Origin of the sequence: Nocardia sp. NPDC059764, assembly GCF_042732555.1 — a bacterium.
Classification (GTDB): Bacteria; Actinomycetota; Actinomycetes; order Mycobacteriales; family Mycobacteriaceae; genus Nocardia.
The window spans coordinates 1-11597 of sequence record NZ_JBHWHH010000208.1; the positions used below are offsets into that span (position 1 = coordinate 1).

Genomic DNA, 11597 nt, shown 5'->3' on the forward strand with positions numbered 1-11597 from the left:
GCCCATCGCCCGGGTCCTGCCCCTGCTCGAACCCGCCCACCTGGACCGCGATTTCGACTACGTCGTCCCTCCGGAGCTGGATGACATCGCCCAGCCGGGCGTCCGGGTCCGAGTCCGCTTCTCCGGCCGCCTCATCGACGGCTACCTCCTCGAACGCCTCGAAAGATCCGCCCACACCGGCAAACTCGTCCGCCTCGAGCGCGTGGTCTCCGGCGAACGCGTCCTCACCCCCGAAATCCTGAAACTCGTCACCGCCGTGGCCGCCCGCTACGCCGGCACCCGAGCCGACGTCCTCCGCCTCGCCATCCCACCCCGCCACGCCAAGGTCGAAACCGAGGGCACAGAGAAGCCCGAAAAGCCCAAGCGCGCTTCGAAGAAGGCTGCCGCCGCCGCGGTCACAGCGGTCGACGCAGTGGTCGACCTCGACGACGCTGAACTCTCCGCCATCGACCGTCCGGCCGCCGCCGACAGCGCCTCGGTCAACGCTCTACCCGGGAGCGCGGACGACACCGCCGCGCGAAGCGCCCCTCCGGATCCAGTGCCTGCCGAGGCCACTGATGCCGAGGCGGCCGGGAACAAGGCCACAGCGTCCACCGCCGCCGGTCCGCGCCGTGCAGGTGACGATAGTGCCGGGAGTACGGTCGCGGCCGACTTCCCCGGGTGGGGCCGCTACACACACGGGCATTCGTTCTTGAGTGCGCTGGCGGCGGGACGGGGGCCGCGGGCGGGGTGGCAGGCGCTACCGGGGGAGGATTGGGCCAAACGGCTGGCGGAGTTGGCGGCGGTGACCGTGCGGGGTGGGCGCGGGGCCGTGATCATGGTGCCGGATCAGCGGGATCTGGATCGGGTGCTGGCGGAATGTATTGCGCTGGTGGGGGAGTCGGCGGTGGGGTTGGCGGCGGGGCTGGGGCCGTCGGCGCGGTATCGGCGGTGGTTGTCGGTGTTGCGGGGGCAGGCCAAGGTAGTGGTGGGGACGCGCAGTGCGGTGTTCTCGCCGGTGCGCGACCTCGGGTTGATCGCCATCTGGGACGACGGGGACGATACGTTCGCCGAGCCGAGGTCGCCGTATCCGCATGCGCGGGAAGTGGCGATGCTGCGGGCGCACGAGACCGGGGCGGCGTTCGTGGCGGCCGGGTTCGCGCGCACGGCCGAGGTGCAGGCGATCGTCGAATCCGGGTGGGCGCACGACCTGCTCGCGGATCGGGCGGTGGTGCGGCAGGCCATGCCGCGCATCACCGCGCCCGGTGATACCGACGCCGCGCTGGAGCGGGATCCCATCGCGCAGGCGATCCGGATTCCGGCGGTGGCGTTCACGGAGGCGCGCAAGGCACTCAAAGCCGGTGGGGCCGTGCTGGTTCAGGTGCCGCGGCGCGGCTACATCCCGGCTCTCTCGTGCGCGAAGTGCCGGACTCCCGCGCGTTGCCGCCACTGCAACGGGCCCCTCGCCCTGCCGGACAGCGCGCCCGCGTCACGTGGCGCATTGCGCAGTGGGCGAGAAGGTGTCGCCGAGGCGCAGAGCCCGGCCTGTCGGTGGTGCGGAATCACCGAGGCCGCGTTCCGCTGCGGATCTTGTGGATCTCGTGCGCTGCGGGCGGTCGTGATCGGCGCGTCCCGCACCGCCGAGGAGCTGGGCCGCGCGTTTCCCGGTGTGCCCGTGCGGGGTTCGGGTGGCTCCGCGATCCTGAATTCGGTGCCGGAGGGAGCGCAGGTGGTGGTCTCCACCATCGGCGCGGAACCCCCGGTGCCCGGCGGCTACGCGGTCGCCATGCTCCTGGACGGCTGGGCCCTGCTCGGCCGCGCCGATCTGCGCGCCGCCGAGGACGCCCTGCGCCGCTGGATGTCGGCCGCCGCCCTGGTCCGCTCCGATGGCCGCGTCATCGTCATGGCCGACGCCGGTCTCCCCACCGTGCAGGCCCTGGTCCGCTGGGATCCGGTGTGGCACGCCGGTTTCGAACTCGATCAGCGCGTGGAGGTCCGCTTCCCGCCCGCGGTCCGCTTCGCCGCCATCGACGGCACCTCCGACTCCATCGCCGAATTGCTCGGCGAGGCAAAGCTTCCCGGTGATGTCGAAGTCCTGGGCCCGGTCCCGCTGCCCCCCGGCGCCCGGAAGCCCTTCTCCTCTGGCGACTCTCCCGCCGAGGTGGAACGGATGATCCTGCGCGCCGACCGCTCCGGCGCGGCGGCCCTGTCCCGCGCCCTCACCGCCGCCCAGGCCATCCGCAGCACCCACCGCTCCGACGCCCCCCTGCGCGTCCAGATCGACCCGATCGACATCGGCTGACCGACACCGAGATCAGGGAGCTCCGGGCACGGAATTCTGTCCCGATCGCTGCCCGGTCAGCTCATTGATCCTGGTCAAGGACCGGTGATTTCGTCGCGGGGGAGGGCGGCGAGTGCGGTGAGTGCGTTGAGAAAGCCGCGGCGGTCGGCGGCGGGCAGCTTGCCGAGCAGCCGATCCTCCTGCGCCTGGATCTCGGCCTGAGCGGCATCCCGCAGGTGGCGTCCTTCGGCGGTGAGCGCGAGCAGCCGGGCCCGCCGGTCGGCCGGATCGGGGCGACGTTCGATGAGCCCCCGTTCCTGGAGGTCGTCGAGCACCGCGATGATCCGCGTCTTGTCCGCCCCGATCTCCTGCGCCAGCACCCCTTGTCCCCGTGCCGGACCTTCATCGAGATGCAGCAGTACGACATACGCCCACATGGTCAGCCCGTGCGCGGCCAGCACCGGTTGCTCGGCCGCCATGAGTGCGCGGCCCAGGGGGACGATCATCGCTGCGAGGTCCGGACGGTCTGTCATGCGGACCAGACTATGCGGCGAGCCGATGCGGCCTGTCGATCGTGTCGCCCGCGCGGGTCAGGATGGCGTCGGCGTCGAAGGTGTCGGCCTCTCCGAAGGCACCGTGCTCATGCCCTGGAATCCCGGCCCGAACGATCGGCGTCCGGGTCCGGTATGCATAGATAGACGATAAGCTGATGCGTACGAAATATTCAATGATCGAACTCAGTGGAAGGCCAGGGCGACCCGGGCCGCCCACTGTGCGTATCCCGTCGCGGGACGCCCGAGGACCCGCTCGACATCACCGCTGACCAGCTGCTCCTCGGGCGTCGGCGCGCCGAGAATGCTGAGGGTGTGGTCCGCGACGGACTCCGGCATGAAGCGCAGCATATTGACCCTGGCCTCCACCCGGCTGAGCTCCACGAACCGCAAGGGCTCCCCGAGCGCCGTCGCCAGCGCCGCCGCCTGATCGCGCGGAGTGACGAGTTCCGGTCCGGTCACGGTGTAGCTCTGCCCGTGATGGCCGTCCTGTGTCAGCGCGGCCGCGGCCACGGCCGCGATATCGCCCGGATCCACCTGCGGCAGACCGACATCCCCGAAGGGTGCGGGAATCATCCGCTCGGCGCGGACCGGTTCGATCCAGGCGAACGTGTTGGTGAAGAACCCACCCGGCCGCAGCACCGTCCACTCCAGCTCCGACGCGGCCAGCGCCCGTTCGAAGGCCAGCGTCCGCGCGTATCCGTCACTGCCCGGCCGGGTCACCGCGCCCTGCGAGGACAGGAACACCACGCGCTGGACACCCGCCGCCGCAACGGTTTTCAGCACCTCGGCGGGTGCGGGCCCCTCGACCAGCTGCGGTCCGGTGATGAGCAGGAACAAGCTGTCCGCACCCGTCACGGCCTCGGTCAGGCTGTCGAGATCCCCGATATCGGCGCGGCGGTGTTCGGCGCCCTGGGGCAGGTCGATCGGCTTCTCGCCGCGCGAGACGGCGACCACCTTCTCGCCGGCTTCCGCGAGTTCGCGCACGAGCGCGCTGCCGACGTTTCCGGTCGCTCCGGTTACCACGATCATCTGTCTCACTCCTGAGTTAGTTGTCTGACTAAATCGAACGATAGGCCACATGACCGGCCGTTGTCTATAGTTAGTCGTATGACTGACTCAGTGGTGCGGGCGGCGGGGAAGCGCGAGCGGCTCTCGGATGCCGCCGCCAAGGTCTTCCACGAGCAGGGCGTGGAGAAGACGACCATCGCTGACATCGCGCGCGCCGCCGACGTTCCGGTCGGCAATGTGTACTACTACTTCAAGACCAAGGATCAGCTGGTCCAGGCGGCGATCGGCGCGCACGCGCGCACGGCTCAGGAGATCATCGCCGCCCTGGAGGAGATCGACGCCCCTGCGGCGCGTTTGAAGGCGCTGGTGCGCGGCTGGGTCGAGCAGCGGGACGTCGCCGCCCGGTTCGGTTGCCCCTCGGGCACTCTCGCCACCGAACTGGACAAGCGGGTGGACGGCCTCGACCGCGAGCTCGCCGATGTCATGCGCGGGCTGCTGGAGTGGATCGACGCGCAGTTCGCGGCGATGGGGCGCAGTGACTCTCGTGAGCTCGCGGTCGCCCTGCTGGCCGCCTATCAGGGGATTTCCCTGCTCACGAATACTTTTCGCGACCCGGACATGATGGCGGCCGAGGGTGCTCGCCTGGAACGCTGGATCGACTCGCTGGTCCCGACGACCTGATCCGAGAATCGCCGGTCAGTTCAGTTGCGGCTGAGCGGGTCTGACACTCCAGCGGCCTTCGTCGCGCAGAATCCGCACCGGATGGTCGAAGCAGGTGCTGATGTGGGCGGTGGTGATCACCTCGTCGACCGCTCCGGCGGCGACCGTGCGGCCATCGCGCAGCAACATGGCGTGGGTGGTGCCCGGCGGGAGTTCCTCCAGGTGATGGGTCACCAGCACCGACGCCAGGTCCGGGTGGGTGCGCTGCAGCAGGTCGACGCGCTCCAGAAGTTGTTCGCGCCCGGCCAGATCCAGCCCGGTGGCCGGTTCGTCGAGCAACAGTAGGCGCGGGCTCGGCATGAGGGCGCGGGCGATGAGGGTGCGGCCGCGCTGGCCCTGGGAGAGGATCTGCCAATCCGCGTTGTGGCGGTGCGACAGGCCGAGCAGATCAACCAGGCGATCGGCCTCGGCCAGCTGTTCCGGGGATGCCTGCCAGCGGGGGATCAGGCCCGCGGTGTTGGTCGCACCGGTCAGCACGACCTCCCGCACAGTGAGTGCGCCACTGGGCGCATGACGCGGATCGACGTGCCCGATGCCGGCCCGCAGTGCACGGATGTCGACGCGCCCCAGCCGCTGCCCGAGCACCTCCACAGCGCCCTTGGTGGGATGTTCTAACGCGCCGAGCATGCGCAGCAGCGTGGTCTTGCCCGCGCCGTTGGGGCCCAGCAGCGCCCAGTGCTCACCGGCGCGCACGGTGAGCGAAACCCCTTGCAGGATAGGGTCTCCGCTCCGTGCCACCGTCACGTCGCTCACGTTCAGCACCGGGTCTGTCATGTCCCGAGCCTAGCAAAGTCCTCAGACAAGTTGAGGAGTAGGGCAGCTTGACGGGTAGCTCTATGTTTGCTGTGTAGGGTGGCGGCATGGCGATCGACGCGGTGCTGTTCGACTTCTCCGGCACGCTCTTCCGATTCGACGACGCGGCGTTCCACGGTGCGCGCCTCACCGACGCGGGTGGCCGCCTGCTCGACAGTCATGAGATCGCCGAGATCATGCGCCGCATGACCGCCCCCGTCGGCCAATTCGTCGAGTTCGACGCCGACGGCCAATACGCCTGGGAGAACCGGGATCTCGATCCCGCGCTGCACCGCCGCGCCTACCTCGAGGTGCTCGAGCAGTCCGGTGTCCCCGCCGCGCAGGCGATCCGGCTCTATGAACTCATGCGCGACGCCGGGGAGTGGACGCCCTACCCGGACACCGGTGAAGTGCTGCGCGCACTCCACGGGCGCGGTCTGCGCGTGGGTGTGGTCAGCAATATCGCCTTCGATATCCGCCCGGCCTTCGCCGACCGCGGCTGGCTCCGATATATCGATGAATACGCGTTGTCGTACGAAGTCGGCGCCATGAAGCCGGATACCCGCATCTTCGAGGCCGCCCTGGACGGCCTCGGCGTCGCTCCCGACCGGGCCCTCATGGTCGGCGACAGCCTCGAGGCCGACGGCGGCGCCAAGGCTCTGGGCTGCGCGTTCGCCCTGGTCGACCCGCTGCCGACGGACGATCGTGCGACCGGACTGTGGGATGCGATCTGTGCGCACGACCTCCTGATCCCCTAACCTCCAAACCGGTCGGTTCGTGTTCCGGCTCACCCTTGCTGTGGATAGATTGTCGATATATCGTCGATAGCAGTAAATGCAACGACGAGCCTTGAAGGAGGCGCGACCATGGAACGCATGGACGACATCGAACGGGGCCGCGGCCCCTGGCGGCGACGCGGCGACGAGCGGCAGGGCCCCGAACATCCGCGGATGCGTCGAGGTGGGCCCCGCGGCCCGCGCGGTGAATTCGGCCCGCACCGCCACGGACACGGCCGTGGATTCGGCCCGGACTTCGGTCCCGGCTTCGGGCCCGGTCCGCACTTCGGTCGCGGTCGCGGCCGCGGTGGACGTGGCCGGCGCGGCGATGTCCGCGCCGCCATCCTGCTCCTGCTGCAGGAGCAGCCCATGCACGGTTACGAGCTGATCCAGCAGATTCGCGAACGCAGCGAGGATGTCTGGCGTCCCAGCCCCGGCTCCATCTACCCCGCGCTGGCTCAGCTCGAGGACGAGGGCCTGGTGCTCATCGAGAAGGTGTCGGGTCGCAAGACGGCCAAACTCACCGAGGCCGGAGTCGAGTACGTCGAGGCCAATCGCACCGATCTGGGCGACCCCTGGCAGGACGTCAAGGACGGCGTCGGTGACCAGGCTCTCGACCTGCGCGGACTGGTCGGTCAGCTGATGGGCGCGGTGGCCCAGGTGGCCGCCGTCGGCACCAAGGATCAGGCGGCCAAGGCGGCCGAGGTGCTCACCGAAGCGCGCCGCTCGCTCTACCGGATCCTCGCCGAGGACGACACACCCGAAAAGTGACGGGGCCGAATCACCGGAAACCACCGGGACTTTCGGCTCGAAACCGGTCAAGATCGTGACATGGGACAACAGCGCCCCATGCGATCTTGTGACATGGGACAAAAGAGGAACCGGACGCGCGGATACTTGCGCCGCGTCGCGCCGGTGGGGGTAGCGGCGCTGGCGGCCGCCGTGATCGGCACGGCCGCCACCCCGACGGGGACTTACGCGCAGGCCGAACCGGCCGTCGCACCGGTCCTGCGGGTGCCCGCTCAGCAGGGGCCGCCGCAGACCGGGCATCTGGCGGCGGCCAAGTATCTGAAAGAGCATCCGGACGCTGCGCCCCAGGGCGCCAACGACTTCGGCTGCAAACCGAACACGGAACACCCGCGACCGGTGATCCTGGCCCACGGCACCGATTCCTCGGCCTACTCCGACTGGTCGGGCCTGAGCCCGCTGCTCGCCAAGGCCGGGATCTGCGTCTTCGCCCTGAACTACGGCGGCAAGCCCGGCAAGGACACCTTCGGCACCGAGGACGTGTGGGCCAGCTCCGCGCAGATCGGCGTCTTCGTCGACCAGGTGCTCGCCGCCACGGGGGCCACGCAGGTGGATCTGGTCGGTTTCTCCCAGGGCGCGAGCGTGACTCGCTACTGGATCAACAAACTCGGCGGCGCGCCCAAGGTCGGGCAGTGGATCGGTATGGCCTCGCCCAGTTACGGCGGGATCATGTACGGGCTGGTGCCGATCGCCGACGCGGTGCCGGGGATCTACAAACTCGTCGAGTTCGGCTCCTCGCTCGCCGCGGTCCAGCAGGCCGCGGGATCGCCGTTCATCACCGACCTCAACGCGGGCGGCGACACGGTGCCGGGTGTGAAATACACGACCATCGGCAGCCGGGTGGATGAGATGATTCAGCCCAATACCAATATCGCCCTGCGCGGTCCGGGCGCGACCAATATCGTGCTGCAGGATCTGTGCGAGGCCGACCTGACCGGGCATTTCCACCTGGTCTACGACCCGTTCGCGCAACAGCTGGCGGTCAATCTGCTCGATCCTGGACACGCCGTGACACCGGTCTGCGTGCCGGTGCCGTTCGGCACCGGGATCAGCGATGTCGTGTTGGCGGCGCATTCCTGATCAGGGTGGTCACGGGCGTCCGTAAAATGAGACGACCGTATTCGTTCGCTATCGGGAGCTGCCCGTGACCATCCAGCCTGTCCGCCTGTTCGGCGATCCGATCCTGCGTGCCCGCGCGGCGGAGGTCGAGACGTTCGACCGGGAGGTGCGCCAGCTGGTCACCGACCTCATCGACACCATGTACGAGAGCGGCGGGGTCGGCATGGCCGCCCCGCAGATCGGGGTCGGGCTGCGGGTCTTCGTCTACGACACCGGCGACGCCCAGGGGCATCTGATCAACCCCGTCTTCGAGGTCGAGGGCGAGGAGACCCAGACCGGGCCCGAGGGCTGCCTGTCGATCCCGGGCGTCCGTTTCGACGTGACCCGGCCGATGACCGTGCTGGCGCGCGGTGTCGACCTGGACGGCAAGCCGGTGGAGTTCCGGGCCGAGGGACTGCTGGCGCGCTGCGTGCAGCACGAGACCGACCACCTCGACGGCGTGCTGTTCCTGCAGCGGCTGGAGTCGGCCTTCCGCAAGGAGGCCATGCGCACGATTCGCGAATCGTCTTGGTTCACACAGGGAATCACAGTGCTGCCCGCGTCCGAGATCGGCGGCGGTCGCCGCGCCTCGGCCGGTAGCCGGGAACGGAGCCGCTGATATGCGTCTGGTCTTCGCGGGAACCCCCGAACCGGCGGTGCCGTCGCTGCGGCGACTCATCGAATCCGAGCGGCACGAAGTGGTCGGGGTGGTGACCCGGCCGGACGCGGTGGCCGGACGCGGCCGCAAGATCACCCGCTCGCCCATCGGACAGCTGGCCGACGAGCACGGGATTCCGGTGTTCACGCCGCGCAAGCCGTCCGAGCCCGAATTCATCGCCCAGCTCACCGAACTCGCGCCGGACTGCTGCCCGGTCGTGGCCTACGGCGCGCTGCTGCCCGAAACGGTGCTCGCGATTCCCCGGTTCGGGTGGATCAACCTGCACTTCTCGCTGCTGCCCGCCTGGCGTGGCGCGGCGCCGGTGCAGTCGGCGCTGCTGGCTGGTGACGAGTACACCGGGGCGTCCACCTTCCTCATCGAGAAGGGTCTCGACACCGGGCCCGTCTTCGGCACCATGACCGAGAAGGTCGCGCCCGCCGACACCGCGGGCACCCTGTTGGAGCGTCTCGCCGACAGCGGCTCGGTGCTGCTGGAATCCACCCTGGACGCCGTGGAAGACGGTACCGTGCAAGCGGTTCCGCAGCCGCTGGACGGTATCTCCTACGCCCCCAAGGTGGAACCGGAAGCGGGCCGCATCCGCTGGGACCAGCCCGCCCTCGCCATCTCCCGCCGCATCCGCGCGGTCACCCCCGCGCCCGGCGCGTTCACCGAGATCGACGGCAAACGCCTCAAACTCGGCCCCGTCGAACTCGTGGAGGAAACCCTTCCGCCCCGCACCATCGACGTGCGCAAGTCGGGCGTCTTCATCGGCACCGCCACCACCGCGGTCCGCCTCACCCAGGTCCAGCCCCAGGGCAAGCGCATGATGCCCGCCCTGGACTGGGCCCGTGGCGCTCGCCTGGAACCGGGCACGGTGACCGAATGACCAACCCCGACAACAACCCTCCCCGCCGCCCCTTCCGCCGCTCCTCGGCCGGGGCATCCGACGACTCGAACGCGACCCGCGGCTCCGACACCGGCGACCGCCGCGCGGGCTACGGCCGTGGCGATCGCCCAGCCGGAGAGCGCGATTCGGGCTCGAACCGCTCCTCGGGTGGCCTGCGCGGCCGCGAAGGCTACGGCCGGCGCGACGGCGGCGGCCGTGGCGACACCGGAGACCGCGGTCGCACTGATGACCGCCGCGGCGGATATGGCGGCGGAGACCGCGATTCGGGTTCGAACCGGTCCTACGGCGGAGATCGTGGGCGCGACAGTTTCGGCGGACACCGTAGCGGTGGCGGCGAGCGGTCCGGTGGCGGACGTCGCAACGAGGATCAGCGCGGTGGATTCGCCGGAGGCGACCGCGATTCGCGGTCCGGCGGGCGCTCATTCGGGGATGACCGGCGTGGTGCATCCGGTGGCCGGTCATCCGGTGGCGGCCGTGGCGGCGACTCGTTCGGTGGCAAGCGTGGTGCGGGTGGCGGCGGTGGACGGGGTAAGTCCTCTGACAGCTCGCGGAGTTCGCATGGTGACCGGGGTGGCAAGCGGGTAGACGCTGGTGCTCGGGGCGGCGAGCCCGGGGCTGCGGCGGCTCGGCGGGCGGAGAAAGCGGGGGCCGATCCGGTGCGGATCGTGGCGCGGGATGTGCTGCGGGCGGTGCGGGAGCGGGATGCCTACGCGAATCTGGTGCTGCCGGGGTTGTTGCGGGAGCGGAAGATCAGCGGGCGGGACGCGGCGCTGGCGACCGAGTTGACTTATGGGGCCTCGCGGTCGGTGGGGTTGCTGGACGCGGTGATCGCGGACTGCGCGGGGCGGGCGGTCGAGGAGATCGACGGTCCGTTGCTGGACGTGCTGCGGTTGGGGACGTATCAGTTGCTGCGGACCCGGATCGGGGCGCACGCGGCCGTCGACACGTCGGTGGCGCTGGCGCGGGCCGAGTACGGGCAGGGGCGGGCCGGGTTCGTGAACGCGGTGCTGCGGCGGGTGGCCGAGCGCACTCCGGAGGAGTGGGTGGAGCGGCTCGCGCCGTCGGATCCGCTGGGGCACTTGGCGTTCGAGTTCGCGCATCCGGTGTGGATCGCGCAGGCGTTCGCGGACGCGCTCGGCGCGCGGGCGGGCGAGCTGCGCGACGTGCTCGAGGCGGACGACGCGCGGCCGCTGGTGCATCTGGTGGCGCGGCCCGGCGATATGACCGCCGAGGAGCTGGCGCTGATCACCGGCGGCGAGGAAGGCCGCTGGTCGCCGTACGCGGTGTACCTCGACGGCGGTGATCCGGCGAAGCTGGAACCGGTCCGCGAGGGCATGGCCGCGGTGCAGGACGAAGGCAGTCAGCTGGTGGCCCTGGCGGTCACCCGGGCACCTCTCGAGGGTGAGGACGGCGGGCGCTGGCTGGACCTGTGCGCGGGTCCGGGCGGCAAGACCGCACTGCTGGCCTCGATCGCCGAGATCGACGGCTTCCGCGTCGATGCCGTCGAACCGGCCGAGCACCGTGCCGACCTGGTTCGCAAGGCCACTCGCGGCATGCCGGTCGACGTCCATGTCGCCGACGGCCGTGAGTCGGGCCTGACCCCGGGCTTCGACCGCATCCTCGTGGACGCGCCCTGCACCGGTCTGGGCGCACTGCGTCGCCGCCCGGAGGCTCGCTGGCGCCGGCAGCCCTCCGACGTCCGCGACCTGGTCACCTTGCAGCGTGAACTGCTCACCGCCGCATGGGATCTCGTCCGTCCGGGCGGCGTGGTGGTCTACTCGACCTGTTCGCCGCACCTGCCGGAGACGGTCTCGGTGGTGTCCGACATGGTCCGCCGCACCGGCGCCGAGCAGCTCGACACCCGTGAGCTGCTCCCCGGCGTCCCGGAACTCGGCGACGGCCCCGGCGCCCAGCTGTGGCCGCACCGCCACGGCACCGACGCCATGTTCCTCGCGGCCCTGCGAAAGCCTCTGGAGGCGTAGCGAATCCGCGTGTCCGGCGGTCGGTCCGCAGGCCG

The 11597-nt window shown here is 70.3% G+C and carries 12 protein-coding genes; 9 read left to right on the forward strand and 3 right to left on the reverse strand.

The genetic code is table 11. From position 1 onward, the window contains the following. Nucleotides 1-2281 (forward strand): primosomal protein N' (locus tag ACFV4K_RS31070; RefSeq protein ID WP_379279733.1); only part of this gene is annotated, 2281 nt, incomplete at its 5' end. A gap of 74 nt (nt 2282-2355) precedes the next feature. Here the strand turns inward: ACFV4K_RS31070 and ACFV4K_RS31075 are convergent. Together ACFV4K_RS31075 and ACFV4K_RS31080 are read right to left on the reverse strand one after the other, a co-directional pair. Further along, on the reverse strand, nt 2356-2793 hold the full coding sequence (locus ACFV4K_RS31075) for a MarR family winged helix-turn-helix transcriptional regulator (protein ID WP_379279734.1): 438 nt from the start codon (nt 2791-2793) through the stop codon (nt 2356-2358). Nucleotides 2794-2997: 204 nt separating this feature from the next. Then, entirely contained in the window at nt 2998-3843 is an 846-nt protein-coding gene (locus tag ACFV4K_RS31080; RefSeq protein ID WP_379279735.1) for an SDR family oxidoreductase, read from the reverse strand. Between the two features lie 78 nt (nt 3844-3921). Between ACFV4K_RS31080 and ACFV4K_RS31085 the strand changes: the two genes are divergently transcribed. Further along, on the forward strand, nt 3922-4503 hold the full coding sequence (locus ACFV4K_RS31085; RefSeq protein ID WP_379279736.1) for a TetR/AcrR family transcriptional regulator: 582 nt from the start codon (nt 3922-3924) through the stop codon (nt 4501-4503). 15 nt (nt 4504-4518) lie between these two features. On the opposite strand, the gene ACFV4K_RS31090 is transcribed toward ACFV4K_RS31085, so the two are convergent. After that, nucleotides 4519-5316 carry an ABC transporter ATP-binding protein gene (locus tag ACFV4K_RS31090; RefSeq protein ID WP_379279737.1) on the reverse strand — a complete coding sequence of 266 codons (798 nt, stop codon included), beginning with the start codon at nt 5314-5316 and terminating at the stop codon, nt 4519-4521. Between the two features lie 86 nt (nt 5317-5402). Here ACFV4K_RS31090 and ACFV4K_RS31095 point away from each other — a divergent pair, with 86 nt between their 5' ends. The 7 genes from ACFV4K_RS31095 (at nt 5403) to ACFV4K_RS31125 (ending at nt 11562) form a co-directional block, all read left to right on the forward strand. Beyond that, nucleotides 5403-6092 (forward strand): HAD family hydrolase, encoded by a 690-nt coding sequence (locus ACFV4K_RS31095; RefSeq protein ID WP_379279738.1) that lies wholly within the window; start codon nt 5403-5405, stop codon nt 6090-6092. Between the two features lie 192 nt (nt 6093-6284). Continuing rightward, entirely contained in the window at nt 6285-6881 is a 597-nt protein-coding gene (locus ACFV4K_RS31100) for a PadR family transcriptional regulator (RefSeq protein WP_379279744.1), read from the forward strand. A gap of 93 nt (nt 6882-6974) precedes the next feature. Then, a complete protein-coding gene (locus tag ACFV4K_RS31105; RefSeq protein ID WP_379279739.1) occupies nt 6975-7997 on the forward strand; it encodes an esterase/lipase family protein in 1023 nt (340 codons plus the stop codon). A gap of 64 nt (nt 7998-8061) precedes the next feature. Next, entirely contained in the window at nt 8062-8634 is a 573-nt protein-coding gene (gene def / locus ACFV4K_RS31110) for a peptide deformylase (RefSeq protein ID WP_379279740.1), read from the forward strand. A 1-nt stretch (nt 8635) separates the two neighbouring features. Continuing rightward, a complete protein-coding gene (gene fmt / locus ACFV4K_RS31115; protein ID WP_379279741.1) occupies nt 8636-9559 on the forward strand; it encodes a methionyl-tRNA formyltransferase in 924 nt (307 codons plus the stop codon). Nucleotides 9560-9676: 117 nt separating this feature from the next. After that, nucleotides 9677-10165: a hypothetical protein gene (locus tag ACFV4K_RS31120; protein WP_379279742.1), complete on the forward strand. Its 489-nt coding sequence runs from the start codon at nt 9677-9679 to the stop codon at nt 10163-10165. A 71-nt stretch (nt 10166-10236) separates the two neighbouring features. Next, nucleotides 10237-11562, forward strand: a complete 1326-nt coding sequence (locus tag ACFV4K_RS31125; RefSeq protein ID WP_379279743.1) for an RsmB/NOP family class I SAM-dependent RNA methyltransferase — start codon at nt 10237-10239, stop codon at nt 11560-11562. Nucleotides 11563-11597: the final 35 nt, after the last annotated feature.

Excerpts from the sequence above, each read along its gene's own strand:
- ACFV4K_RS31080 (WP_379279735.1), bottom strand. The coding sequence starts at position 3,843 with ATGATCGTGGTAACCGGAGCGACCGGAAACGTCGGCAGCGCGCTCGTG.
- ACFV4K_RS31105 (WP_379279739.1), top strand. The coding sequence starts at position 6,975 with ATGGGACAAAAGAGGAACCGGACGCGCGGATACTTGCGCCGCGTCGCG.
- ACFV4K_RS31075 (WP_379279734.1), bottom strand. The coding sequence starts at position 2,793 with ATGACAGACCGTCCGGACCTCGCAGCGATGATCGTCCCCCTGGGCCGC.
- ACFV4K_RS31085 (WP_379279736.1), top strand. The coding sequence starts at position 3,922 with ATGACTGACTCAGTGGTGCGGGCGGCGGGGAAGCGCGAGCGGCTCTCG.
- ACFV4K_RS31090 (WP_379279737.1), bottom strand. The coding sequence starts at position 5,316 with ATGACAGACCCGGTGCTGAACGTGAGCGACGTGACGGTGGCACGGAGC.
- ACFV4K_RS31095 (WP_379279738.1), top strand. The coding sequence starts at position 5,403 with ATGGCGATCGACGCGGTGCTGTTCGACTTCTCCGGCACGCTCTTCCGA.
- fmt (WP_379279741.1), top strand. The coding sequence starts at position 8,636 with ATGCGTCTGGTCTTCGCGGGAACCCCCGAACCGGCGGTGCCGTCGCTG.
- ACFV4K_RS31100 (WP_379279744.1), top strand. The coding sequence starts at position 6,285 with ATGCGTCGAGGTGGGCCCCGCGGCCCGCGCGGTGAATTCGGCCCGCAC.